Source organism: Exiguobacterium sp. s145 (assembly GCF_018618835.1).
In the GTDB taxonomy this organism is placed as follows: Bacteria; Bacillota; Bacilli; order Exiguobacteriales; family Exiguobacteriaceae; genus Exiguobacterium_A; species Exiguobacterium_A artemiae.
Window position 1 is genome coordinate 181207 of the sequence record NZ_JACSMV010000001.1, and the last position, 26121, is coordinate 207327.

28 protein-coding genes and 1 other annotated feature are annotated in these 26121 nt (G+C 44.5%); of the genes, 23 read left to right on the forward strand and 5 right to left on the reverse strand.

What is annotated here, in order from left to right; genetic code table 11:
* Nucleotides 1-16 precede the first annotated feature (16 nt).
* The 12 genes from KNQ07_RS00850 to KNQ07_RS00905 all read left to right on the forward strand — a co-directional run bounded on the left by KNQ07_RS00850 (nt 17) and on the right by KNQ07_RS00905 (nt 9436).
* Nucleotides 17-286 carry an IreB family regulatory phosphoprotein gene (locus tag KNQ07_RS00850; RefSeq protein ID WP_026827846.1) on the forward strand — a complete coding sequence of 90 codons (270 nt, stop codon included), beginning with the start codon at nt 17-19 and terminating at the stop codon, nt 284-286.
* The gene (gene ruvX, locus KNQ07_RS00855) at nt 283-705 is read left to right on the forward strand and encodes a Holliday junction resolvase RuvX (protein WP_214763563.1); all 423 of its coding nucleotides are present in this window, start codon (nt 283-285) and stop codon (nt 703-705) included. The genes KNQ07_RS00850 and ruvX overlap by 4 nt, the downstream gene beginning before the upstream one ends.
* 12 nt (nt 706-717) lie before the next feature.
* Nucleotides 718-1005, forward strand: coding sequence for a DUF1292 domain-containing protein (locus KNQ07_RS00860; protein ID WP_012370940.1), 288 nt, complete (start codon nt 718-720; stop codon nt 1003-1005).
* On the forward strand, nt 992-1285 hold the full coding sequence (locus tag KNQ07_RS00865; RefSeq protein ID WP_012370939.1) for a DUF1292 domain-containing protein: 294 nt from the start codon (nt 992-994) through the stop codon (nt 1283-1285). Before KNQ07_RS00860 ends, KNQ07_RS00865 begins: the two co-directional genes overlap by 14 nt.
* An 81-nt stretch (nt 1286-1366) precedes the next feature.
* Complete coding sequence (gene mltG / locus KNQ07_RS00870; RefSeq protein WP_012370938.1) at nt 1367-2515, forward strand: endolytic transglycosylase MltG; 1149 nt, start codon at nt 1367-1369, stop codon at nt 2513-2515.
* A 72-nt stretch (nt 2516-2587) separates the two neighbouring features.
* Nucleotides 2588-3229, forward strand: coding sequence for an O-methyltransferase (locus tag KNQ07_RS00875; RefSeq protein ID WP_214763564.1), 642 nt, complete (start codon nt 2588-2590; stop codon nt 3227-3229).
* Between the two features lie 20 nt (nt 3230-3249).
* Nucleotides 3250-3897: a uridine kinase gene (gene udk, locus KNQ07_RS00880; protein WP_012370936.1), complete on the forward strand. Its 648-nt coding sequence runs from the start codon at nt 3250-3252 to the stop codon at nt 3895-3897.
* A 56-nt stretch (nt 3898-3953) separates the two neighbouring features.
* Entirely contained in the window at nt 3954-4427 is a 474-nt protein-coding gene (gene greA / locus KNQ07_RS00885; RefSeq protein ID WP_012370935.1) for a transcription elongation factor GreA, read from the forward strand.
* A 58-nt stretch (nt 4428-4485) separates the two neighbouring features.
* Nucleotides 4486-5190 carry a 5'-methylthioadenosine/S-adenosylhomocysteine nucleosidase gene (gene mtnN, locus KNQ07_RS00890; RefSeq protein WP_131502701.1) on the forward strand — a complete coding sequence of 235 codons (705 nt, stop codon included), beginning with the start codon at nt 4486-4488 and terminating at the stop codon, nt 5188-5190.
* Between the two features lie 111 nt (nt 5191-5301).
* Entirely contained in the window at nt 5302-6246 is a 945-nt protein-coding gene (locus KNQ07_RS00895) for a beta-ketoacyl-ACP synthase III (RefSeq protein ID WP_214763570.1), read from the forward strand.
* Nucleotide 6247: 1 nt separating this feature from the next.
* A complete protein-coding gene (gene fabF, locus KNQ07_RS00900) occupies nt 6248-7486 on the forward strand; it encodes a beta-ketoacyl-ACP synthase II (RefSeq protein ID WP_214763572.1) in 1239 nt (412 codons plus the stop codon).
* 303 nt (nt 7487-7789) lie between these two features.
* On the forward strand, nt 7790-9436 hold the full coding sequence (locus KNQ07_RS00905; protein ID WP_214763574.1) for a peptide ABC transporter substrate-binding protein: 1647 nt from the start codon (nt 7790-7792) through the stop codon (nt 9434-9436).
* 137 nt (nt 9437-9573) lie between these two features.
* On the opposite strand, the gene trpS is transcribed toward KNQ07_RS00905, so the two are convergent.
* Nucleotides 9574-10575, reverse strand: a complete 1002-nt coding sequence (gene trpS / locus KNQ07_RS00910; protein ID WP_214763576.1) for a tryptophan--tRNA ligase — start codon at nt 10573-10575, stop codon at nt 9574-9576.
* A gap of 52 nt (nt 10576-10627) precedes the next feature.
* Nucleotides 10628-10832, reverse strand: a binding site (T-box leader).
* Nucleotides 10833-10887: 55 nt separating this feature from the next.
* Complete coding sequence (locus tag KNQ07_RS00915) at nt 10888-11268, reverse strand: DUF3899 domain-containing protein (RefSeq protein WP_214763577.1); 381 nt, start codon at nt 11266-11268, stop codon at nt 10888-10890.
* 271 nt (nt 11269-11539) lie between these two features.
* Here KNQ07_RS00915 and KNQ07_RS00920 point away from each other — a divergent pair, with 271 nt between their 5' ends.
* From KNQ07_RS00920 to KNQ07_RS00940, 5 genes are all read left to right on the forward strand, one after another.
* Nucleotides 11540-13156, forward strand: a complete 1617-nt coding sequence (locus KNQ07_RS00920) for a peptide ABC transporter substrate-binding protein (protein ID WP_214763578.1) — start codon at nt 11540-11542, stop codon at nt 13154-13156.
* 339 nt (nt 13157-13495) lie between these two features.
* Complete coding sequence (gene opp3b, locus KNQ07_RS00925) at nt 13496-14422, forward strand: oligopeptide ABC transporter permease (RefSeq protein ID WP_012370926.1); 927 nt, start codon at nt 13496-13498, stop codon at nt 14420-14422.
* A complete protein-coding gene (gene opp3C / locus KNQ07_RS00930; protein WP_012370925.1) occupies nt 14422-15453 on the forward strand; it encodes an oligopeptide ABC transporter permease in 1032 nt (343 codons plus the stop codon). Before opp3b ends, opp3C begins: the two co-directional genes overlap by 1 nt.
* 27 nt (nt 15454-15480) lie before the next feature.
* The gene (locus tag KNQ07_RS00935) at nt 15481-16554 is read left to right on the forward strand and encodes an ABC transporter ATP-binding protein (RefSeq protein ID WP_012370924.1); all 1074 of its coding nucleotides are present in this window, start codon (nt 15481-15483) and stop codon (nt 16552-16554) included.
* Complete coding sequence (locus KNQ07_RS00940; protein WP_214763580.1) at nt 16554-17507, forward strand: ABC transporter ATP-binding protein; 954 nt, start codon at nt 16554-16556, stop codon at nt 17505-17507. Before KNQ07_RS00935 ends, KNQ07_RS00940 begins: the two co-directional genes overlap by 1 nt.
* A 49-nt stretch (nt 17508-17556) precedes the next feature.
* Here the strand turns inward: KNQ07_RS00940 and KNQ07_RS00945 are convergent, their stop codons facing one another.
* A complete protein-coding gene (locus KNQ07_RS00945; RefSeq protein ID WP_214763584.1) occupies nt 17557-18090 on the reverse strand; it encodes an HD domain-containing protein in 534 nt (177 codons plus the stop codon).
* 224 nt (nt 18091-18314) lie between these two features.
* Between KNQ07_RS00945 and KNQ07_RS00950 the strand changes: the two genes are divergently transcribed.
* The 3 genes from KNQ07_RS00950 (at nt 18315) to mecA (ending at nt 19821) form a co-directional block, all read left to right on the forward strand.
* Nucleotides 18315-18452, forward strand: coding sequence for a hypothetical protein (locus KNQ07_RS00950; RefSeq protein WP_012370921.1), 138 nt, complete (start codon nt 18315-18317; stop codon nt 18450-18452).
* A 174-nt stretch (nt 18453-18626) separates the two neighbouring features.
* Nucleotides 18627-19025, forward strand: a complete 399-nt coding sequence (spxA, locus tag KNQ07_RS00955; RefSeq protein WP_012370920.1) for a transcriptional regulator SpxA — start codon at nt 18627-18629, stop codon at nt 19023-19025.
* Nucleotides 19026-19185: 160 nt separating this feature from the next.
* Entirely contained in the window at nt 19186-19821 is a 636-nt protein-coding gene (mecA, locus tag KNQ07_RS00960) for an adaptor protein MecA (RefSeq protein ID WP_353048619.1), read from the forward strand.
* 70 nt (nt 19822-19891) lie between these two features.
* Here mecA and KNQ07_RS00965 read toward each other — a convergent pair whose 3' ends face one another.
* Nucleotides 19892-20614 carry an SDR family NAD(P)-dependent oxidoreductase gene (locus KNQ07_RS00965; RefSeq protein ID WP_214763588.1) on the reverse strand — a complete coding sequence of 241 codons (723 nt, stop codon included), beginning with the start codon at nt 20612-20614 and terminating at the stop codon, nt 19892-19894.
* A gap of 61 nt (nt 20615-20675) precedes the next feature.
* Between KNQ07_RS00965 and cls the strand changes: the two genes are divergently transcribed.
* The 3 genes from cls to pepF are packed head-to-tail and all read left to right on the forward strand — an operon-like array spanning nt 20676 to nt 25074.
* Nucleotides 20676-22187 carry a cardiolipin synthase gene (cls, locus tag KNQ07_RS00970; RefSeq protein WP_214763591.1) on the forward strand — a complete coding sequence of 504 codons (1512 nt, stop codon included), beginning with the start codon at nt 20676-20678 and terminating at the stop codon, nt 22185-22187.
* An 11-nt stretch (nt 22188-22198) separates the two neighbouring features.
* A complete protein-coding gene (locus KNQ07_RS00975; RefSeq protein WP_214763592.1) occupies nt 22199-23266 on the forward strand; it encodes a competence protein CoiA in 1068 nt (355 codons plus the stop codon).
* Between the two features lie 5 nt (nt 23267-23271).
* Nucleotides 23272-25074: an oligoendopeptidase F gene (gene pepF, locus KNQ07_RS00980; protein WP_012370915.1), complete on the forward strand. Its 1803-nt coding sequence runs from the start codon at nt 23272-23274 to the stop codon at nt 25072-25074.
* Nucleotides 25075-25243: 169 nt separating this feature from the next.
* On the opposite strand, the gene KNQ07_RS00985 is transcribed toward pepF, so the two are convergent.
* Nucleotides 25244-26035 (reverse strand): DsbA family protein, encoded by a 792-nt coding sequence (locus KNQ07_RS00985; protein WP_214763593.1) that lies wholly within the window; start codon nt 26033-26035, stop codon nt 25244-25246.
* Nucleotides 26036-26121: the final 86 nt, after the last annotated feature.

Genomic DNA, 26121 nt, shown 5'->3' on the forward strand with positions numbered 1-26121 from the left:
GAAAGAGGTGATTAACGTGAGTCAGATGGATCAAACGATGAAATTTAATTTTCCAGAAGACGATAGCCAGGCGGCGACACGCGAAGTATTGCTGACGGTCTATCATGCTTTAGAAGAAAAAGGCTATCATCCGATCAACCAAATCGTCGGATATCTACTTTCCGGTGATCCTGCTTACATTCCTCGTCATAACGATGCACGTAATATGATCCGAAAGATTGAGCGTGATGAACTACTGGAAGAACTCGTGAAATCTTATCTATCGGAGAGTGGAGACAAAAAATGAAGCGTGCCATCGGACTTGATGTCGGTTCGAAGACGATCGGTGTTGCGGTGAGTGATTTGATGGGCTGGACAGCACAAGGCGTCGAAACCATCAAATGGACAGAACCTGAATACCCGGTCGCCTTCAAACGACTCGAGGCAATTATTAAGGAATACGGTGTCGAAATCATCGTCATCGGACATCCGAAAAACATGAATGGGTCAATTGGTCCCAGAGCTGAGGCGAGTGAAGCGTTCGCGCGTGAAATCGAAACCCAGATGGGCCTTTCGACTGTTCTTGTCGACGAGAGACTGACGACGATGCAGGCAGAACGTATGCTGATCGATGCCGATGTCAGTCGGAAAAAACGGAAACAAGTCATCGATAAGATGGCAGCAGTCATGATCCTGCAATCTTATTTGGATCGGGCAAATCGATAAGGAGGAAATGAGATGTCTGAAGAAAAACGGCAGTATCTCTTTCCTGATGAAGACGGTGGCGAACATCTTTTCGAAGAATGGTACCGTTATGTCAGTGAGCGAACCGGCAAGACCTATTTATTTCTCGAAATGATCGGTCATCCGGAAGAGGGCGCAGATGATTTAATCATTTGCGAAATCGACGAGTTTGGCGAAGGCGAAGATGATTTTGAATTGAGCCTGATTGATGAAAACGATGAGCAGACTTGGGATGAACTTGAGGCTGCATTAAAGGAGCGGATGAATGATGCAACAGAATGAACCTACACATTACGTAATTCCCGATGGGGAAGGCAACGAATTTAAATTTGCCGAGCGTTTACGGTATGAAAGCCCACGCTCAAGCAAAACTTACATTTTCCTTGAGCCGGTCGGCGCGGATTATGATGAAGCAGAAGAAGTCGACATCTTCGTTTATGAGTTAGAAGAGTACGGTGAAGGTGATGATGATTTCAACCTCGTTCCAATCGCAGAAGACGATGCAGAAACTTGGGATGAAATTGAAGAAGTCTTTAATACATTAGAAGACGAGCTTGACTAAACCGACTCGTGTATAAGGTGGTGTCGTCAGAGCAATGGCTCTTTCGATATCACCTTGTTTTAAGAGAAGAAGGAGGAACCGATGGAGAATGAATGGAAGAAAAATGCTGAAATTGAACAGAAACGTCGCCGGACATCGCGCCGGATAACGTTAATCATCCTTTCAGTATTGTTCACGATTTTCTTAGTAGCAGGAGCAGCCATCTACATCTTTTTAAAGAGTTCACTCGAACCGGTCAACGAAGAGGCGACGAAGTCTGTCAAGGTTGAGATTCCTTTAGGCGCCGGTACAAGTACGATTTCAAGCATTCTTAAAGAAAAAGATTTAATCGCGAACGAAACGATTTTCCGCTATTATGTCCGCTATAAGAATGAATCGTCATTCCAAGCCGGGACATACACGTTGACTCAAGCGATGACACCGGACGAAATCATCAATGAATTGAAGACCGGAACAGTCATGAAAGCAGCAGATGTCAAAATCACGCTCCCTGAAGGAATCACAATGGATCGTCAAATTGCCATCATCGCGAAAGCAACCGGTTTTAAAGCTGACTCCATCCGTAAATCCCTGACAGATGAGGCATATATTAAAACATTGATTGAAAAGTATCCGATGCTGACGGACGAAGTAACGAAGCAGGGCGTCCTCTATTCTCTCGAAGGCTATCTCTTCCCGGCGACATACGAATTCGACAAAGGAAAAAGCATCAATCAAATTGCCGAAACGATGTTAGATGAGATGGAAAAGATTTATGATGCGAATGCCGATGCCATTAAGAAATCAGGCATGACTTTCCATGAAGTGCTGAGTCTCGGATCCATGGTGGAGCGGGAAGCCGCGACACCAGACGATCGTCGTGAGATTGCCGGTGTCTTTACGAACCGACTGAACGACGGGATGAAACTCCAATCGGATCCAACGGTCTGGTACGGTACAGGGGAGAATACAGCATTGACGACATTAAAGGATCTTGAGAACAATTCGAAATACAATACGTACAAGTATGAGGGTATTCCGATCGGTCCGATTTCAACCGTCAGTGAAGATTCAATTCTTGCCGTCCTTAATCCTAAAAAGACGAAATACGTTTATTTCTTTGCCCGACCACCAAGTGATAAAAATCCACGCGGTCAGATTCTTTATGAGGAAACCTATGAGGAACATCAACGTAATGTTGTGAAGTACAAACCGGAATGGGTCGAATACGAAGCAAGTAAAGAGCAATGAACAGGAGGTTGATCGGGAACGGTATGTTCGTTCCCGGTCAACCTGTTTATGCGCAGAAGGAGTGAATTCCGAATGAATGATTTTACAGCGTATGTCGAAGGGATGATTCGGCCACGTGATCCCTTGTTACAGGAAATGGAAGCATACGCGAAAGAGCACCATATTCCAATCATCGAACTGACGGGATCGGAAGTTTTATTATCGTTGTTGACGTTACAACAACCGAAACGAATTCTCGAACTCGGCACAGCGATTGGGTACAGTGCAATTCGGATGGCTCGCGCCTTGCCGGATGCCCGAATTACGACCGTTGAACGAAATGCGAAACGATACGCCGAGGCCAAGATGTTCATTGAACGTTCGGACGTTGCGGACCGGATTGACATCGTTTTTGCGGATGCAGTAGAATTAGCCGAAACCCTTGACGAGCAATTTGATGCCGTGTTCATCGATGCGGCCAAAGGGCAGTATAAAAAATTCTTTAACGGTTATGGGCGATTGGTGCCAATAGGCGGAGTTTTATATACGGATAACCTGTTTTTGCACGGGGATGTCCTAGAGACGGATCCGAAGACTTTTGACCGGAGAAGACGGCGGCTTGTCCGTCTGGTCAAAGAATTTACGGCATGGATGATGGAGCAAGACCAATATGATACGACGATTTTCCCGCTTGGAGACGGTGTGTCCGTCAGCCGGAAAGTGAAGTCGGAATGAATGATGGAGGTACGAATTCAATGCAAAAACCGGTTGTAATTGGTGTGGCTGGAGGAACAGGTTCAGGAAAGACGACGGTCGCACGTTCACTTGTCGACGCATTCCCGAGTGAATCCATCGTCATGATCGAGCAGGATGCTTACTATAAGGACCAAAGTGAATTATCGATGGAAGAGCGCTATCAAACAAACTATGATCATCCGTTTGCTTTTGACAATGATTTGCTGATCGAGCATATCAAAGCGTTGCGCGAAAACCAGGCGGTTGAAAAACCGGTCTATGATTACGTTGCCCATACACGTGCAACGGAAACGATTCCGCTTGATCCACGTGACGTCATCATCGTCGAAGGTATTTTGGCGCTTGAAGACGAACGTTTACGGGAATTGATGGATATTAAAGTCTTCGTTGATACAGATGCCGATGTTCGGATTCTGCGCCGGATGCAACGTGATATGAATGAACGGGGACGGTCGATTGATTCCGTTGTCGAGCAGTATACGAAAGTCGTCCGTCCGATGCATCTCCAGTTTTGTGAACCGACAAAACGGTATGCAGACATCATTGTTCCTGAAGGTGGCGAAAACCACGTGGCGATTGACTTACTCGTCACGAAGATCCGTGCGATTCTCGATTATCGGTCTTCTCTTGATCAAAGAGGATATTGATTCCAAAAAAGATGTGAATATACTATACTAGTGGAATAAAAAGGAGCGTGACAAAAATGGCAGAAAAACAGTATTACATGACGCTTGAAGGTAAAGCGAATGTTGAAAACGAATTAAACGAACTGAAGTCAGTCCGCCGTAAAGAAGTTGTCGAAAATATTAAAATCGCCCGTTCATTTGGTGACTTGTCGGAAAACGCGGAATATGATTCAGCGAAAGAAGAACAAGCAATGGTCGAAGGCCGGATTGCTCAACTGGAAGAGATGTTACGCAACGTTGCCATCATCTCGGAAGATGAGAAGGATATCTCGGTAGTTGGTATCGGAACGACAGTTACATTCTTGATCCTTGAAGACAACGAAGAAGAAACGTATACGATTGTTGGTAGTGCAGAAGCAGATCCGTTCACCGGGAAAATCTCGAACGAATCACCGATTGCCAAAAGCCTGTTCGGCCACAGTGTTGGCGAGCAAGTTTCCGTTCAAGCACCAGGCGGAGATTTTGCTGTAAAAATTACATCAATCAAGTAAATACGAATTAACAGCAGCCGGAGCAATCCGGTTTTCTGTTTGAACGGGGGAAAAAGAGATGCCGATCGCAATTATCGGAGCAATGGAAGAAGAAGTAAACTTACTTCGAAATGAATTATCGGAACGAAAAGATACGGTCATTGCCAACTATCATTTTTATGAAGGGCTGTTGAACAGTGTACCGGTCGTCATCTTGAAATCCGGTATCGGAAAAGTCAATGCGGCAATCGGAACGACGTTGTTACTCGATCATTTCAAGCCAAGTGCCGTTATCAATACCGGATCAGCCGGCGGATTCAGAGCCGGTCTGAAAGTCGGTGATGTCGTCGTTTCGACGGAAGTCCGTCATCACGACGTCGATGTGACAGCATTCGGTTACGAGTATGGTCAAGTACCGGGAATGCCGGCTGCCTATACAGCGGATCCAAAATTGATTGCAACAGCGGAAGCTGTCATTGAACGAATGGATGCGATTCGGGTCGTCCATGGTTTGATCGTGACAGGTGATTCGTTCATCCATGATACGGAGCGTTCAAACCTTATTAAAACGAACTTCCCGGATGTCGCGGCAGTTGAGATGGAAGCAGCACCGATTGCACAAGTTTGCCATCAATTCGATGTTCCGTTCGTCGTGACACGTTCGATTTCTGACAGCGCCGATGAAGAAGCATCCCTGTCATTTGATGAATTCTTGGAGATTGCTTCGATTAATTCAGCGAAGATGGTCATGGAAGTCGTCCGCACATTAGCTGATTCAGAGTAATCTGGATTACGTAAAAGAAGGTCTCTCAACGGGAGGCCTTCTTTTCTCTTTGACAAAATGTGTTTAACGCTTTATATTAGTACCAGATACTAATTTCAAAGGAGCAATCATATGAATATCGGAATTGTAGGACTCGGTACATCATTACCCGAACATCGGATGACAAATGATGATTTAGCAGCGACACTCGATACGAGTGATGAATGGATTCGGTCACGTACAGGAATCGGCGCACGTCGGATTGCAGATGATGCAGTTGATGTCACGGATTTAGCGACGGAAGCAGCGGAAAAAGCATTAGCGGATGCCAATTTGACAGCAGACGACATCGGATTGATTGTTGTCGGAACGGCAACCGGACGTGCTTTCCCGTCGACTGCCTGTATCGTTCAGGAGCGAATCGGCGCACTCGGTGCGACAGCTTTTGATATCAGCGCAGCCTGCAGCGGATTCATTTTTGCCCTACAGACGGCTTCGAGTATGATGACGGCAACGGGATCAAAACACGCACTCGTCATCGGAGCAGAGAAGATGTCAAGCATCGTTGACTGGTCAGACCGGTCGACGGCCATCTTGTTCGGTGACGGTGCCGGAGCAGTTGTTCTCGGTCCAACCGAGCAACAAGGATTGAATGCCTTTGAACTGGGCACGGATGGCCGCGGAGCACATCTGTTATTTAAAAACTTGGATGGTCCGATTGAAATGAACGGTCGGGAAGTCTTTAAGTTCGCAGTCCGCAAGTTACCGGACATCGTGGAGAAAGTCATTCAAAAAGCGGACGGAACCCTGGACGAACTTGATTTACTGATTCCGCATCAAGCGAATTTACGGATTATTGATGCAGCACGTGAACGGCTTGGGATTGCAGAAGAGAAAGTGATCGTGACGATTGACGAACATGCGAATACATCTGCTGCGTCAATACCACTTGCACTAGAAGAGGCACGGCGACAAGGAAGATTGTCACCGGGGACGACACTTGTCCTCGCCGGATTCGGCGCAGGTTTGACATGGGGAGCAGCTTACATTACTTGGACTAAAGGGGAGAACACATAAAATGATGAGAAAACGTGTAGTAGTAACAGGTATGGGCGCACTGACGCCAATCGGTAATGATGTCGATACATTTTGGAATGCCTTAAAAGCCGGTGAAAACGGGATTCGTCCGATGGAACGTCTTGATATCGATGAGTATCCGACGAAAGTAACGGGAGAATTACAGAATTTTGATGTCACGGAATTCATTGAAGCCAAGGAAGCCCGGAAAATGGACCGTTTCGTTCATTATTCGCTCGTCGCAAGTATGGAAGCCGTCAAAAATGCTGATTTGGATGTTAAAGCCAATGCTGAACGTATCGGCGTCTGGATCGGATCCGGTATCGGCGGCGTCGAGACGATTGAAAAACAGGCGAAAATCTATTTTGAACGGGGCCATCGTCGTGTCAGCCCATTCTTCATCCCAATGATGATTCCAAACATGGCCAGTGGCCAAGTTTCGATTTATACAGGCGCAAAAGGACCGAATAACTGTTCCGTCACTGCATGTGCTTCCGGTACAAACGCGATTGGTGAAGCGTTACGTGTCATTGAACGCGGTGACGCGGACGTCATGATCGCCGGTGGAGCAGAAGCACCGATTACCAATCTTGCATTTGCTGGTTTTTGTGCCAATAAAGCGATGTCGACGAACCATGATCCAAACACGGCAAGCCGTCCGTTTGATGAAGGCCGTGACGGATTCGTCATGGGAGAGGGTGCCGGAATCCTGGTACTTGAAGAGTATGAACATGCAATCGCCCGCGGTGCCAAAATCTATGCAGAAGTCAGCGGATACGGATTAACAGCCGATGCTTACCATATCACAGCACCAGATCCAGACGGTGACGGCGGAGCGCGCGCAATGGCGATGGCGATTAAAGATGCAGGTATCGAACCGGTTGCCGTTCAATACATCAATGCACACGGAACGAGTACACCGATGAACGATGTGTTAGAGACGAAAGCAATTCATACAGTCTTCGGCGAACATGCTGAAAAATTAGCCATCAACTCGACGAAATCGATGATTGGTCATTTGCTCGGCGGTGCCGGTGGAGTGGAAGCCATCGCAACGATTAAATCGTTGCAAGAGCAAATCGTTCACCCGACGATTCATTTAGAACAACCGAGCGAAGGGTGTGATCTCGATTACGTACGCGAGGGAAGCCGGTCATGGGATCTTGAGTATGCACTCAGTAACTCTCTTGGATTCGGTGGTCATAATGCTTCACTTGTCTTTAAACGATATCACGCATAATCTTGTGCGGAATAGAAGCAGAAAAACGATTTAACGGTTCGGATGACCGTTAAATCGCTTTTTTTATATAAAGAAATTCTGCTTTATTTTATAAAAAACAAAATAAAAATCTAAAAATTCCACTTATTTTCAAATTGTTTTGAAAAAATATTTAGAAAAATCGGATAAAAGGTTTGCAAAATTATCAGAACATTGTAAACTATTTGTAACGAGAGGTTTTGGTCGAATAAAAGTTACGACTTTTTTTTTCGCTCAAAAACCTTAGATTACTAGCTTTGGAAATTTTAGGGGGGTCATCGTATCATGAAAAAGAAAAGTTTTGCACTGGCTACATCTGTAGCCCTCGTTTCAAGCGCGTTCCTCGCAGCTTGTTCGACGACTGATTCAAATGACACATCATCGGGCGACAAAGGTTCGGACAAGAAATCAAGTGAGCAGACACTAAACTTGATCGAAAGTGCTGATATTCCAACGCTTAACCCAACAACTTCTACGGATGCCGTGTCGTTCAACGTCTTGAACAACACAATGGAAGGTCTTTATCGTTTAGATGACAAGCAACAGCCGACACCGGGTATTGCTGAAAGTCACACAGTTTCTGACGATAAATTGACTTACACATTCAAGCTACGTGATACAAAATGGTCGGACGGTACACCAATCACAGCAAAAGACTTCGAATATGCTTGGAAAGAAGTCTTGAACCCGGATAATGCTTCGCAATACGCGTATGTTTTCTACAACATCGAAGGTGCTGAAGAATATAACACGAAAAAAGGCGAGCGTGATGCGGTTGGCGTCAAAGCAGTTGACGACAAGACATTCGAAGTAAAATTAAAAGCACCAGCTGATTACTTCCTCGGTTTAACTGGATTCGGACCATTCATGCCGAAATCAGAAGAACTTTCGAAAAAAATCGGTAAGGACTTCGGTTCAACAGCTGACAAATCACTTTACAACGGACCATTTAAATTAACAGAATGGACACGTGAACAAGGCTGGAAAATGGTTAAAAACGATAACTACTGGGATAAAGACAGCGTGAAGCTGAACACGATCAACGTTAAAGTCGTTAAAGAAGTTGCGACAGGCGTTAACCTTTATGAAAAAGGCGACATCGATCGTGCTGGTCTTTCTTCAGAGTTCGTTGCCCAGTTCCAAGACAACAAAGAGTTCAAAACTAAAGGGGAGTCAACAATCTTCTACCTTTACTTGAACACGAAAGTCAAAGCTTTGAACAATGAAAAAATCCGTCGTGCCATCGACATGGGTTACAATAAAAAAGGAATCACGGACGTCATCTTGGCGAACGGTTCGCTTCCTGCAAACTACCTTGTACCAAAAGACTTCGCGAAAGATGCTGACGGAAAAGACTTCCGTGAAAAGTACCCGACATTCAACGAGTACAATGCAGACGAAGCGAAAAAACTATGGGAAGAGGGCTTAAAAGAAATCGGTCAAAAATCGGTTGAACTTGAGCTCCTTAACTACGATAGTGATGATGCGAAGAAAATCGGTGAGTTCTTGAAAGGTGAGCTTGAGAAGAACCTTCCAGGCATGAAAGTCACAATCAAGCAACAACCGTTCAAAAACAAATTGGATCTCGAAAACAAAGGCGACTTTGAATTCTCGTTCGCCGGCTGGGGTCCTGACTACCAAGATCCAATGACGTTCCTCGATCTCTTCTTGACTGACGGACCATACAACCGTGGTAAATGGTCAAACAAAGAGTACGATAAACTCATCAAAGATGCACAAACACAAACAGATGCAGCAAAACGTTGGTCTGAACTTCAAGAAGCAGAGAAAATCCTTCTTGATTCAGCAGCGATCTCGCCTGTTTATCAGCGCGGACGCGCATTCCTCGTTAAACCATACGTTAAAGGTGTTGTCGAACATAACTTCGGCGCAGATTTCTCTTACAAATGGGCTTCTATCGAAGGAAAATAAGTATGATAAGCGTTCCCTTAACCGGGAGCGCTTTTTTTAGTTAAAAAGTGGCTGACGCAACAGTCGATTTTTTCAAAAAAAATCCGGGTGGCAGAATTGGAATCTGCCACCCGGATTTCAGTAAAAGATAACTGAAATTATTTTTTTACTTTTGCCCGTTTACGCTGAAGGCCCATCGCTTTTTCGACTTTCGCCAATTTTCGTGAGGCAACCAGTTCCGCTTTATCGCGCCCTTGATCAAGAATTAAATCAAGTTCTTCTGAATCAATCAGCTCGTGATACCGTTGCTGGATTGGTTCGAGTTCCGCTACGATGACTTCCGCAACATCTGCTTTAAACACACCGTAGTTTAATCCGTCATACTTCGCTTCCAAGTCTTTAATGGAATTACCGGCAAGCAGCGAATAGATTTCAAGTAAGTTCGAGACGCCGGGTTTGTTTTCCCGGTCAAATCGGACGATGCCTTCTAAATCCGTGACGGCAGACTTAATTTTTTTCCGAATGACATCCGGTGCATCAAGCATTGAGATATAACCTTTTGGATTCGTATCCGTTTTTGACATTTTTTTATCAGGAGACGTTAAGCTCATGATACGGGCACCTGTTTCAGCGATGACCGGTTCGGGCATTTTAAACGTTTCGTAGTATCGGCTGTTGAAGCGCTGTGCCAAATCACGTGTCAATTCAATGTGTTGTTTTTGATCGTCACCGACCGGCACGAGTTCTGCATCATACAGCAGAATGTCCGCCGCCATCAAGGTCGGATAAACAAACAATCCGGCACCAATCCGGTCTTTTCCTTGCGATTTGTCTTTATATTGCGTCATCCGTTCCAATTCACCCATACCGGACAGGCATGTCAGCATCCAACCGAGTTGCGCATGCGCTTTGACCTCCGACTGAACGAAAATGGTTGATTTTTCAGGGTTTAATCCACTTGCGATGTACAATGCAGCCAGTGCCCGTGTATTGTTCATCAGTTCGACCCGGTCAATGTCGACTGTAATCGAGTGTAAATCGACGATGCAGTAATAGGCATCATGTTCATCCTGAAGATTCACAAAGTGTTTCATTGCTCCGATGTAGTTACCGAGCGTGACCGTACCCGTTGGTTTGATGCCTGAAAAAATGGTTTTCATGAGATTCCCTCCAAAAAATGAAATAAAAAAGATGACTCGTCCCTTGAAATTATCAAGGGACGAGTCATCGCGTTGCCACCCAAGTTGCTAGAACACTAGCCGCTCATTTGCTGTAACGGGCAGACCCGTCTGATTCTACATGATTTCGAATCAGCCACTCCGAAGTCCATTCCATCTGTTCCGACTGTCCATTTCCACCATCCATGGACTCTCTGTAAGTGGTGATCAGATGTACTACTCTTCTTCACTGTGTTCTCTATAACGTTATCTTCACTTTATCACATGTCTATTCAAAACGTCATTAAAATTCAATCAAATGAACGACAAAAGCAATGAAACGACGATGCAGATAAAACCACTGGAGAGATACGGAACTGTCCGGTTGGAAGCCCGTTTTTGTTTTGCTTCCAAGAGTTCACTTTCTTCGTCCTCGTCTTCGTAATAATCACCGTCGACTTCGCGTAATTTTGCTTCACGTTGCTTTTTGAAGCCGGCAGTGACCCCTTTAAAAAATCCATTGGCAGACATATTAGAGAAAAATCCAATCGCGAGTAACAGAAAACCGGCAATGAATAAACCGCCGGACAGGTGATACATCAGGGAGTGGGTCGCATCGGCAACAACGGCCCAAATCGTGTAAATCGTTGTTAAAATCAAGGCAATCAAAAGCGGGCGAAATAGTTTGGCAGACATGATGAACCTCCTACGGCAAGATGATGATTTCATTATACGCAAAGTCAAGGACAGTTACGACTCTGTATTATTCAGAGCGTGTAAAATAGCAAATAGTGTGACTATTCACTTGACGTTATTGTTATTCTCACATAAAATCAATTTATCACTTCGTTTAAGATTTTGAAACTAGGTCAATGCGTTTTGGGGAACGTTGAGGCAGTTTCGACGAGATGTCTAAAAATCGTTTAGTTGTAGCGGTTTTTAAAAAAGAAAAGGAGATGACTCACCGATGAATAAAAAAACAGTCGGTCTCGCGTTATCAGTTATGCTTGCAGGAAGCGTTGTTCTTGCAGGGTGTTCAACAACAGGTGACGGAGATAAAGATGCAGGTTCTTCTAACGGGAAAAAGGTCTTACGTCTAACAGATACTTCTGATATTACGACGGTCGACCCGGCACAAGCAACAGATGCTGTTGCCTTCAACATGATCGGCAACACGATGGAAGGTCTTTACCGTCTCGATAAAGACGGAAAAGCGATTCCGGCACTTGCTGAAAAAACAGATATCTCAAGTGACAATCTCACATACACATTCACACTTCGTGATTCGAAATGGTCGGACGGAACTCCTGTCAAAGCACAGGATTTCGAGTTTGCATGGAAACGTGCCGTCGATCCTAAAACGGCTTCCGGTTATGCGTATATTTTTGATACGCTTAAAAACGGATCTGACGTCTCACAAGGTAAAAAACCGGTTGATGAGTTAGGTGTTAAAGCCATTGATGATAAAACTCTCGAAGTTAAGCTCGAGCGTCCGGCACCGTATTTCCTTTCACTGACATCATTCGGAACGTATACACCGATCAGCGAAGATTTCTATAACAAAAACAAAAAAGATTTCTCGCTTCAACCGGATAAATTACTTTACAACGGTCCTTTCGTTTGGACTTCTTGGAAAACGGATTCAAAACGTGTTCTGACGAAAAACGAAAACTACTGGGATAAAGACAACGTGAAATTGGATGAAGTATCAATCCGCGTCGTCAAAGACAACTCAACTGTTGCGAATCTCTATGATACGGATGAAATCGATTATGCCGGATTGACATCTGAACAAGTAGCAACATATGAATCAAAACCTGAGTTCAAGACAGCACTCCGTTCATCGATTGCTTACTTGAAATTCAACAACGAAGACGCAACAATGAAAAACGTCGATGCACGTAAAGCAATTGCCCGTGCGATCGATCCGAAAGGGATTACGGATACGTTACTTGCGAACGGTTCGATCCCGACAACAAGCTTCATTCCGAAAGAATTCATCAAAGATGACGCAGGGAAAGACTACACAAGCGACATCAACTGGTTCGACCGTGATGGAAAAGAAGCAGCTGACCTTTGGAAAAAAGCAAACGGTAACAAGAAAACGACAATCGAACTCCTGTCATTTGACAGTGAAGATGCGAAAAAAGTCGGTGAGTACATGAAGGGACAAATCGAGAAAAACCTTCCGAATGTTACCGTCTCAATCAAACAACAACCGTTTAAAAACAAACTTGACTTAGAAGCGAAAGGCGACTATCAGATGTCGTATGCACTTTGGGGTCCTGACTACCAAGATCCAATGTCAAACTTGTCGATCTTTGAATCAACAAACAGTCAAAACGACGTGAAGTATAAATCGTCTGCTTACGATAAATTGTTGAACGCTGCCAATGAAGAATCAGATGTTGCAAAACGTCTTGATCTCTTTAAGCAAGCAGAATCACAATTGATTGAAAAAGATCAAGCCATCGCGCCGATCTATCAAGCAGGAGCTGCTTTCTTGAGCCGTCCGTCTGTCAAAGACTTTAACCGTCAAGTCTTTGGTGCTGACTTCCAGTACAAGTACGTTGATGTGAAGTAATTGAAAATCGGAGCGTCCTTGAGAACGTTTTCAAGGTACGCTCCTGTTTTATATACGTTTTTTCTGAATGGAAACTCATTTTGTTATCAGAAATGTGAACTTTTCGTAAAAAATGGGTTCTAATTACTTTGTTAGCAAAGTATAATGGAATCAAACGAAAAATTCTGAAATATTGGTTAACTGTGAAAAAACAGTAACCAGGGGGGCGTCAATCAGTCCAAGATAAAAAAGAATTTTAATTTTTACAACAAAATTCTTGAATGTTCCGACAATTTTGGGTCATACTGATTTTATTGATGTTTCGAAAAAAACAGAAAATCTTTATAGGGGGTGCCATCTATGGGCCGTTATTTAGCTCAACGCCTTGTTTACGGCGTACTGACGTTTTTACTCATCGCTTCGTTCACTTTCTTCCTAATGGATCTGTTACCAGGTTCACCGTTCCAAAACCAGGAAAAACTTTCTCCTGAACAGTTGGATATCCTGCGGGATAAATACAACTTGAATGATCCGCTTCCACAACGCTATGCAGCGTACATGGTTAACTTGGTTCAAGGGGATCTCGGCGTATCATTTAAATATGACAGCCGTCCAGTAACAGATTTAATCATGGAACGAATTGGACCATCAGCTCAACTAGGTGTTCAAGCCCTCGTGCTCGGTGTATTGCTTGGTCTTGTTCTCGGTGTTGTTGCGGCTCTCCGCCACAATACAGCAGTTGACTACGGTGCGATGTTTATTTCGGTACTTGGGATTTCCGTGCCATCATTCGTATTTGCGTCACTTCTTCAATATTATATCGGAGTGAAATGGGGCGTATTGCCAGTAGCCTTCTGGGAAAGTCCAGCACATACGATTCTTCCGACGGTATCCTTATCGCTTGGAGTAACGGCCTCGATTGCCCGTTTCGTTCGAACGGAAATGCTTGAAGTCACCGGTCAGGATTACGTGACACTCGCTAAGGCAAAAGGCCTAGATGGTCAATCAATCACTTGGAAACACATGGTGCGTAACGCTTTGATTCCAGCAATCACGATTCTTGGACCAATGACAGCAGCCTTGATTACCGGAACATTCGTCATTGAAAAAATCTTTGCGGTACCGGGTCTTGGTGAGTTGTTCGTTTCATCCATCACACAAAATGACTATACGGTTATCATGGGGACAACACTGTTCTTCTCGGCAGTCTTTATCTTTATGATCTTGCTCGTCGATATTCTATATGGTGTCGTCGATCCACGGATTCGTTTGGGGGGTAGCAAATAATGGCAGAACAAAATTCAAACGCAAAAGCGGAGCAGTTCGATTCCTCGTTGTTCCAACCAGTAGAATTTAATGAACAAGCGGGTGAGCGGATTGCCGGAAAAAGCTTAAACTTCTGGCAGGATGCATGGACACGGCTTCGCAAAAACAAAGCGGCGATCCTGTCGCTCGTTATCATCGTCATCATCGCATTGTTATCACTATTCGGACCAATGTTATCCGGTAGAGATGCTTATACCCAAACGATTACTCAAGCTAAACTTCCACCAAAAATCACTGGTCTCGAATGGGCTGGTTTTGACGGAATGGCGACACTTGGTGAAAAGCCAATCGATTTTTATGAAACAAAACAAGTCAAAGATACATTCTGGTTCGGTACGGACCATCTCGGACGTGACTTATGGTCACGTATCTGGGAAGGAACACGGATTTCACTCTTCATCGGTCTTGTCGCAGCAATCATTGACGTTCTAGTCGGTGTCACGTACGGCGGTATCTCTGCTTACTACGGTGGACGCGTCGATAACATCATGCAACGGATTGCGGAAATTCTGACAGGGATTCCGAACTTGATCTTAATCATTTTGTTCATCTTAATTCTTGAACCGGGAATCACGACGATCATCCTCGCGATGACGATCACCGGCTGGATCGGGATGAGCCGACTCGTCCGCGGACAAATCCTGAAACTTAAGAACCAGGAATTTGTTCTTGCAGCACGTACACTTGGTGCTTCTAGCGCACGTTTAGTATTCAAACATTTGATTCCAAATACACTCGGTACAATCATCATTTCATTGATGTTCACGATTCCAGGTGCGATTTTCTTCGAGGCTTTCCTAAGCTTCATCGGTCTTGGTCTTGCTCCACCGCAACCATCACTGGGTACATTGATCAATGAGGGATACAAAGAATTAAAAACATTCCCTTACTTGCTCGTCATCCCATCGACAATCCTCGTACTTGTCATGATCAGCTTTAACATGCTAGCCGATGGATTACGTGATGCGTTCGACCCACGTCTGCGTCGCTAACGGAAATAAGAGAGGAGTTCATCCACAATGGAAACTATTTTATCAGTACGCGACCTGACTGTCGCTTTCCATACGTATGCTGGGACGGTTCAAGCCGTCCGCGGCGTATCGTTTGATTTAAAAAAAGGTGAGACACTTGCCATCGTTGGTGAATCCGGTTCAGGTAAGTCGGTTACATCAAAAGCCATCATGCGTTTGATTCCGAATCCTCCTGGGGAAATCACAAAAGGTGAAATCATGTTTGAAGGCCGTGATTTGGTCAAACTCTCTGATAAAGAGATGCAGAAAGTCCGTGGTCGTGATATCGCGATGATCTTCCAGGATCCGATGACATCATTAAACCCGACGATGACCATCTTCAAACAGATTGCAGAAGGTTTAAAACGTCACCAAGGATTGACAGGCGATGCAGCGAAAAAACGGACGCTTGAATTACTGACACTCGTCGGAATTCCGAATCCGGAAGCGCGCCTAAAACAATATCCGCACCAATTGTCAGGTGGGATGCGTCAACGGATCGTTATCGCAATCGCACTGGCTTGTAATCCTAAAGTCTTGATTGCCGATGAACCGACGACAGCACTCGATGTTACGATTCAAGCACAGATTCTTGAGTTGTTAAAAGACATCCAGCAAAAAACAGGTACAGCCATTATCTTCATCACGCACGATTTAGGTGTCGTAGCGAACATGGCAGACCGCGTAGCGGTAATGTATGCTGGGAAGTTGATTGAAAAAGGAACTGTCGATGAGATTTTCTATGAGCCGCGTCATCCTTATACATGGGGACTTCTTGGATCCATGCCACGACCGTCTGACGATCGTTCGCAGGACTTGCCGGCAATTCCTGGTACACCGCCGAATTTATTGCACCCGCCGGTCGGTGATGCATTTGCACCACGTAATCAGTACGCAATGAAAATTGATTTCGAGAAAGAACCTCCGTTCTTCCCGATCACAGATACTCATGAAGCGGCAACTTGGTTGCTACATCCGCAAGCACCGTATGTGGAACCACCAGCAGCCATCCGCGATCTTGCGCTGAAGTATCGTCCAGATAGCACATTCGCGAAATCGCTTCTGAAAGGCGGTCTAAAGTAATGGAGAATCGTAATAAATTACTTGAAGTAAAAAACCTGAAACAACACTTTAATATCGGTCGTGGTCGTGTCGTCAAAGCAGTTGACGGTTTATCATTCGATATTTATGAAGGCGAAGTCCTTGGGCTTGTTGGAGAGTCCGGTTGCGGAAAATCGACAACAGGACGTTCGATCATCGGTTTATACGATGCGACAGACGGAGAAGTTCTTTTCAAAGGTGAAAATGTTCATGATAAAAAATCACGTAAAGAGAAATTGAAATTCAACCGTTCGATGCAGATGATTTTCCAAGATCCATATGCATCGTTGAATCCACGGATGACAGTCGGAGATATCATCGCGGAAGGAATCGATATCCACGGTCTTGCAAAATCGAAAGACGAGCGAAACAACCGTGTCTACGATCTTCTTGAAACAGTTGGTTTAACAAAAGAACACGCGAGCCGTTATCCGCATGAATTCTCAGGTGGACAACGTCAGCGGATCGGGATTGCCCGTGCGTTAGCCGTCGAACCAGATTTCATCATTGCCGATGAGCCGATCTCTGCACTCGACGTATCGATCCAGGCACAGGTCGTCAACTTGATGAAACAATTGCAACGTGATCGCAGTCTGACGTATCTGTTCATTGCCCATGATTTATCAATGGTTAAATACATCTCGGATCGAATCGGAGTCATGTATCAAGGTCACCTCGTAGAATTATGTGATGCGGATCGTCTTTACGAGAACCCGGTCCATGCGTATACGAAATCCTTGTTGTCAGCGATTCCACTTCCGGATCCGGAGCATGAGCGGACACGTAAGCGGATTATCTATGATCGGCCGACAGGCGGAGCGGTCGGGAAATCGAATGAAGATTCGAGTATCCCACCATTACGCGAAATCGAGCCGGGTCATTATGTCTCGATGACAGATGCAGAACTTGAAGCGTATCAAGCGCAACTTGTGTAATTAAACCAAATTAAAAGGCATTCCTGAATATATTCGGGAATGCCTTTTTTTAATTTTCGGAAGCAATACGGGGAAGGTTGTTAAAGCGGTGGACAACCGAGTCAAGAGCATGCAGTCGATTGACGGCTTCTTCGAATGGAATCTTCTCATAATGATGAAGACCACCCGGTTGTTCTTCGAGCGTATCTGCATCATGGACTAATTGTTGTAACGGAGTCCGGTTGATTGTACCTGGTGGTAAATAAGAATCTGTATGCAAGAGGACAGCAAGAGCGATTTCTTTTGCTCGTTCTGGCTCTTCACCAAGCCGGATCAGTAACTTATGCGCGCGTTCTGCTCCTTTGATTGCATGAATATCATTTTGACGGTAGAGATCATAATTCCATGTGCCGTCCGTATACCATTCGTAATGCCCGATATCATGAAGCAAGGCAGCCTTCGTTGCCGTATCCGCATCAAGACCGCGTTGAGTAGCAAGTGTCAAAGCTTGTTCAGCTACAGAAATAGCATGATTCAAGCCGGACCGTTCTAAATATTTTTGGGCAATCGGGTGTTCAATGATGGTGACAAGGGTAACTGACATAAAGAAATAACTCCTTTCACGAGTAAGTATTTCTATACACTCTACGTGAAATTGAAAAGAATTGCAACTGTTTGTCTCATGTCTATCGACAATCTCACATAATTAATTGACACAAGTAGGAATAGAAATCGGGTAAACGTGGTATACTAAGTAATGTAGAAGATGAAAAAATTAGCTTTCGTTGGTTAACTGTTCTTTTTTCGGACCGAGTGAGGTGTCGGAGTATGAAAGAACGTGATAAAAAGAAAAAGTTGAAAAAGCGCCTTTTGCGGGACATTTTCGAAAAAAAATTAAAAGAGATTAAACTCCCGAAAGCAAAAGAGACGATTTCTCAACCCTTTGATCACACACCAGCTTGCTGAAGCCACCTGGTGGCTCTGGCAAGTTTTTTTACGAAAAGTTCTTTCATCTCAAAACATATTGGGTTTTCTTTCAGTTGAAATCAATGTAAACTATCAAGTAATAGAATCATCAGCTGCTGTGTAATACATTTACGCAGGGGAAATGATGTGAAATCAGGGGGAGGATGTTTTTCAATGGTAACACTCTATACTTCACCAAGCTGTACTTCTTGTCGTAAAGCGCGCGCATGGCTTGAAGAACATGAAATCCCATTTGTGGAACGTAATATTTTCTCGGAACCATTATCGCTTGATGAAATTAAACAGATTCTTCGTATGACAGAGGACGGAACGGATGAAATCATTTCGACCCGTTCAAAAGTCTTTTCAAAACTAGATGTATCGGTTGAAAATTTATCATTACAACACTTGTATGATTTAATTCAAGAATATCCAGGGTTGTTACGCCGTCCGATTTTGATTGATGAAAAGCGTCTTCAAGTTGGATACAATGAAGATGAAATTCGCCGATTTTTACCACGTAAAGTTCGTACATTCCAACTATTGGAAGCACAGCGCCTTGTCAACGAATAATATACACCGAGCACGCTGCTTTCTGAGCAGTGTGCTTTTTGTTACCGTCTAAAAAGGTTAAAATAGAGTTAACAAAGGAATATACCCTATATGTTGAATGATTCTTTTGAATCTATGTGAAGTGCTCGTTCGTATACTAGATAAGAGCGAGAGGAAAGGAGTGGACATATTGAAAATCGAACGCGTCAATGACAACACCGTCAAGTTCTTCATTACGTACACGGACATCGAACGCCGCGGCTTCGCCCGAGACGAGATTTGGTACAACCGTGAGCGTGGAGAACAGCTATTCTGGCAGATGATGGATGAAGCGAATGAAAAAGAGTCCATCTCCTTCGAAGGTCCACTATGGATACAAGTTCAGGCATTTGAAAAAGGTCTTGAAGTCACTGTTACAATCGCTAAAACAACGATTGACGGAGAACAAGTTGACGAAGATGAGTTAGATTCGTTACTTCGCTCCGCGATGTCTGATGCGGAAGAAAAAGAAACGGAACTCAGTCAAGATGTCTTATTTGAAACAACAGATTTCGAGCATATCATTGCCCTTAGCCAATATGCAGAAGCACCGATCTTCGAAGAAGTGAAAACGTCTCTTTATCAAAAAGACGGACTGTACCTGTTACATCTTCATTTTAAAGAAGAAACAGAAGTGGAAGAACAAGAAAATGTGATGAGCCTGATTGCGGAGTATTTAAACTTCAGTGAACAGACGATTCATCCGGTGGCAGAGTATGGAAAAGTCATCGTACCGAACGACGTATTTGCGTTCGTTCGCGAACAGTTCCCGAATTAACAGAATCAAACGCTACAACAAAGGACTGCTCCAATGTGTTTGGAAGCAGTCCTTTGTTGTGTAAAAAGAATCAAGTGAGAGTATAACCGCCGTCGACGATTAAGGTTTGACCGTTGATGTAGCTCGCTTTATCGGATAATAAAAAGCAGACGACTTCTGCGATTTCGGATGGATGAGCCGCTTCGCCGCGTAAATGATGTTTCATTGCTAAATCGAATTTATCTTTTCCACCGTATAAAGAATGGCTTAACTTCGTGTCGACAGGGCCAGGACAAATGGCATTAAAACGATACTTTCCGTGAAACCGGGCGGCATATGTTTTCGTAAGCGTAAGAAGAGCACTTTTGGAAGAAGCATACGGTAAGAGCATGGCAGGGAATTTAACATGTCCGACAATCGCGCTGTTGTTGACGATGGAGGCACCGCGACTCAGCCGTTTGACAGCCTGTTGAATGATTTGCTCCGGTGCATGATAATTGACTTGGAAGACTTCGGCTTGCTGTTCAGTCACCCGTTCTGGTGCGACCGGTTTTCCGAAAGTTCCGGCATTATTGAAAATACCATCGAGTGTCGGGAATTGTTCTTTTGTGTCTTCAAAAAATTGATTGATATCTGACGGGACGGATAAATCGACTGCAAAGAAGCGGATACGTCCTTCACCACGACTTTCCAAGCTGTTCCCGCGTTCCTCGTCTCGTCCAAGTGCAAGGACGGTATGTCCTTCTTGAGCCAATTGTAAGGCGGTCGCTTCACCAATTCCGCTTGTTGCACCAGTCACTAAATACGTTTTCATATTGAATCGTCCCTTCTACATAAAAGTGTGTCATCCATAACTAATCAAAGGAGGGGATACCATGTTAAGGCGTGTCCAATTACTTATGACGCTACTGTTGACGATTAGTCTGATTGGCTTTCTTTCCTATTACTGGAGTGTGTACATGGTAGGCTGGCTCTCAATCGTCATCATTCTTGTCGTACTGAGTGTTTTTGTCATCATTCTGCTTGAGAATCGGAACCCGGAACGAACGCTTGTCTGGGCGCTTGTCATGATGGCGCTTCCGGTTGTCGGTGTTTTCGTATATTTCACCTTTGGTCAAAATTATAGACGAAAAAAAATGTTTCGTCTGAAAGCGATGCTCGATGAAGAGTCTTACATTAAATATCGTACCCAGTTTGATCATGGAATACACAATCAAGTGTTCCGACATGGACATTATACGAAAGTTGTTAAACTTATCGACTCCATCAGTCGTCTGCCGATTTCGTATAATAGTCATACGAAAGTATTAACGAATGGACAAGAAAAATTTCCGCTATTATTAGCCGAGATTCGTCAAGCGGAACACCACATCCATTTGGAATACTATATCGTCCGCGATGACGAACTGGCGCTAGAGTTGCAGGAAGCATTAATTGAACGGGCGAAAGCCGGAGTGGAGATCCGTTTTTTGTATGATGCTGTCGGTTGTTTCTCGACGGATAAGTCTTACTTTAAAAAGATGGAGCTGGCGGGAATCGAAGTCCGTCCATTTTTCCCGGTCGTTCTGCCTTTCATCTCGAGTAAATCCAATTATCGGAATCACCGGAAAATCGTTGTTATTGACGGTACTGTGGCTTTCACGGGTGGAATTAACGTTGGGGACGAGTACATGGGAAAAGATAAGATGTTTGGATTTTGGCGGGACACGCATTTGCTCGTCAGGGGAGAGGCCGTCTCGGAGCTTCAATTGATTTTTCTTCAGGATTGGTACTATATGACGGGGGAACGGTTGTTTACACCGTATTATATGAAACCGCTCGAGGTCATGGAGGAGTCGATAGGAGGCGTTCAAATTATTGCGAGCGGACCGGATGAACCCCATGAAACGATGAAGTCCCTTTACTTCGGTTTAATTACGGAAGCCCGGAGTTCTGTCTACATTGCTTCTCCTTATTTGATTCCGGACGAGGATCTGATGACTGCCTTAAAGACGGCAGCGATGTCGGGGATCGATGTCCGAATCCTCCTGCCGAGTTTTCCGGATCACAAAGTCGTTTTTTATGCCAGCCGTTCTTATTTTGATGACTTGTTATTAGCAGGTGTGAAGATTTACGAATACAACAAGGGATTCATGCACTCAAAAGTTATCGTGGTCGATGATGCGATTGCGACGATTGGCACGGCGAATATGGATTTAAGAAGTTTTCACTTGAACTTTGAAGTAAATGCCTTTTTATACGGGACAAATTCCGTCCATGAATTAACACGTGATTTTTATGAAGACTTTGCCAATTCTTCACAGGTTGAGCGTCAAGTCTTTATTCAAAGGAGTTTCAGTCAACGTTTGATCGAGTCCATTTCGCGGTTATTCTCACCGCTGCTCTAAGGAGGAGTAAGATGTTTGAGGCGATGGATGAACAGGGAAATCGAATCAACAGCCAACTGGAGACCTTCCAATCGTTAACGGACAAACTACTGTACTGTCCCTATTGCCAAACGCAGCTTCGAGTCCGTCAAGGGAAGAGACGTCTTCATTTTGTTCATGTGACAGCATGTACCGGTGAATCGTCCGAACATCAATTTTGGAAAATGCGGCTTGCTGCCTATTTTGAAACGTTGCGATTCAAGGTCGAGATAGAAGCAGTCCGGGGACGAAGACGGTTTGATCTTTTAGTTGGGCCCAGAGAAATCGGGATCGAGATTCAGCGTTCAAAAATGAACGCTGAAGAATGGCAACGGCGATCGTTGATTGATCAGCAAGCGGGATACGAAGTCCGCTGGATTGGTTTTCATGAGTCGGGCGGACAGCTTCTTAAGCTTGACGGTTGGATGAAGGCGGCATTCATGAAAAATGGTTACATCGATTTAATCGAGCGGGGACGAATCGTCCGTTATGTACATCCGCTTCCGTTCGCACAACGTTTGGTATTCTGTCAACGTGTGCCTCTATCGGCAAAACAATTTCTCTTTCCGAGTCCGGTTCCCCGGCAATTCTTCGAACGGCCATGGACGACACTGATAAAAAAATATCGGCTTCGTCCGTTTTTTTCTTCGCTCCCTTCCCGATACGTGCAATCTCCTCTTTATTCCTCCAACCTCCAGGTTTCTACACTCCCGTCCTGGTGTTTTCTGCCCTTATCCCCGTTGCTGTGTTTATCTGTCCATCCGTTTGAGATTCAAGTAGCTGTTTATCTACGCTTACAAGGAACTTACCTCGCAGAGCAACTGCTTGCCTTCCTCACCGAATGTTTGACGCGGTCCAAGGTTTCATATGAGTTATCCAATCTTCACCTTCTGATTGACGAATGGATGGCTATGATCGACTTTCTCCAAAATCATCTGCCTGAACTTTTTCAAACCAATACTGTTGATTTGTCGACCCGTTTGGAAGAAGATCAAAAGTTAGCAGGTGCGCTTCGTTTGTTTGTCGAAAGGGAAACAGGTATAAATGAAGTAAAGGAGTGATTTAAATGGCAGAAGTATTAACACGAAAAGACGTCAAGCAGGAAGAGACGTGGAATTTAGAATCCATTTACGAAACGAATGAGAAATGGGAAGAAGAGTTTGAGTCAGTGAAAGCGATGCTTCCGCTACTCGTCGAGTATAAAGGACGCCTTGCACAGTCCGATGCAACTTTATTTGAAGGACTTCAACTTCGGGACGAAATCTCAAGACGGCTGCATAAGCTCTATACATATGCACATATGCGTTACGATGAGAACACGGCCGACAGCTTTTATCAGGCGATGAATGACCGTGCCCGGACGCTCGCTTCGCAAATTGGAGCGACGCTCGCCTTCATGACACCCGAGCTGTTGGAAGTTCCGGAAGAAACCATTGCTTCGTACTTGGATCAGAATCCGGATCTCGCCCTTTACCGTCATGCGTTCGATGAGTTGAACCGTGAGCGGGAACACGTCTTATCGGAAGCGGAAGAGGCGATTCTGGCAAAAGCAGGAGAAGTCCTTGGACAGTCGGGTACGACGTTTGGCATGCTGAATAATGCGGATATGAAATTCCCGAAAATCAAAGGCGAGGACGGGGAAGAGGCGGAATTGACACACGGGCGGTTCATCACGTTCATGGAGTCAAAAGATCGTTCCGTCCGTGAGGCGGCGTTTAAAGCCATGTATGGAACGTATAGCCAGTATACGAATACATTGGCGTCTACGTTAGCCGGTTCCGTCAAAAAAGATAACTTCTATGCTGAGGTCCGGAAATTTAAAACAGCACGCGAATCAGCGTTACATGGAAACACGATTCCGGAACAGGTATATGACGGATTGATCGAAGCGGTTCATGAACACCTTCCGTTGTTACACCGGTATGTTGCTTTACGTAAACGGATTTTAGGTGTCGATGAACTGCATATGTATGATATGTACACACCACTGGTCAGTGAAGTGGAAATGAAGATCTCGTACGAAGAAGCAAAACAGTTGATGGTGGACGGATTAGCGCCACTAGGACCTGAATACAAACATATTCTTGAAGAAGGTCTTGCAGAACGCTGGGTCGATGTCCGTGAAACACGGGGGAAACGGAGTGGTGCCTATTCTTCAGGCGCGTACGATACGCAACCGTTCATCTTGATGAACTGGCAGGATAACGTCAACAACTTGTTTACGTTAGCACACGAGTTCGGACACTCGGTTCACAGCTACTATACACGTCAGAATCAACCTTATGCCTACGGAGATTATTCAATTTTTGTAGCAGAGGTTGCGTCGACGACAAACGAAGCACTTTTAAATGATTACCTGTTAAAACGTGTGACAGATAAAAATGAGAAATTGTATCTCCTCAACAATCAATTGGAAACATTCCGCGGAACATTATTCCGTCAGACGATGTTTGCCGAGTTTGAACATCAAATTCATGAGGCAGCTCGACTTGGACAAGCACTGACACCTGAATTCTTAACGAAGACGTATTATGCACTAAATAAAACGTATTTCGGTGATGGTATTGTATTAGATGAAGAAATCGGTTTGGAGTGGGCACGTATCCCGCATTTCTATTACAATTACTATGTCTATCAGTATGCGACAGGCATTTCTGCTGCCGCAGCGCTGACTTCACAAATCCTAGAAGAAGGGGAGCCGGCGGTCGAGCGGTATATCAATAACTTCCTCAAAGCAGGATCAAGTGATTATCCGATTGAAGTTCTGAAAGCGGCCGGCGTTGATATGACGACGAAAGCACCGGTTGAAGCTGCTCTTCGTCAATTCGAACGGGTACTCGATGAATTTGAAGCATTACTCGGAGAATGACAATTTTGTGAATTAGTGAACAAAAGAGTGTCGGGAAGGTTGAGATTCGGTTATACTAATCATGTGAAGCGAATCACATTCCCCCTGATGATTCTCTTTTCCCCCATCCAGATTCAAAAAACGACAAAGAAGCTGCTTCTACGATTAACGTGGAAGCAGCTTCTTTGTGTTAAGCATGGGCAGAATCTTTTAAGTGACGCCACACTTTACCGTCACAATACGTCAGTGAAACACATTTTTGTTGAAGCAATAACTTTTTCAATTCGTGTTCAACCTGTGCTTCTGTTGCATCATAAATAAATGCGATTTCAGAAGTGGTTGCTGTGTCATACCGTCTCAAGAATTGTTCGAGAGGAGGTTTTGCCTGCTTCTCAAACGGTTGATCTAATAATTCGTTCAGAATCGATACATAAACCAAGTATTCGTAATGGCCTTCTGCTTTGATGGCTTCCTCATCCCCGACGAAAGCAAGCGTTGGGAGAATACGTACGTCCCAGTCTGTCACCAGTTCAGTCTCTTTTTCGAGCATTAATTGAATGGTATCTGATTCGATATCACGATGGAATTCCGCTAAATCCAGACCAAATTCCGTCAATGCTTCTGCTAACCGCATCAAGGAAGAACGCGAATAAGCGCTTTTTCCTTCGACGTTATGCAACATGCGTAAACGACGCATGAACCGCATACCAAATGTTTTTCCCTGCAATTCGATCGCCTTTAGAATCAGCAGTGGTGACATATCACACGCTGATCGTGAAGGTGCGCAAGGAATGGTTGCAATCGTCCGGAGACGGAATAAATGACCGTATTCTAATTCTAATTTCTTGAGAACGGGAATCAACCGTAAACCATCCGTTTGTGTGACGTCTAGAAAATGATAAATTTCTAGTGGTTTCGTCGGTTGTTGAATTGATGGTTCGTCCAATGAACAATATGATCCGTTGCATTGTTCGTATTCCATCCGTTCACCCCTTTTCTTTTAATATCGTTACCCTATTTTAGCAACGAAAAAAAAGAAAGAGCAAAGGTTTTGCTTGTACATTTCTA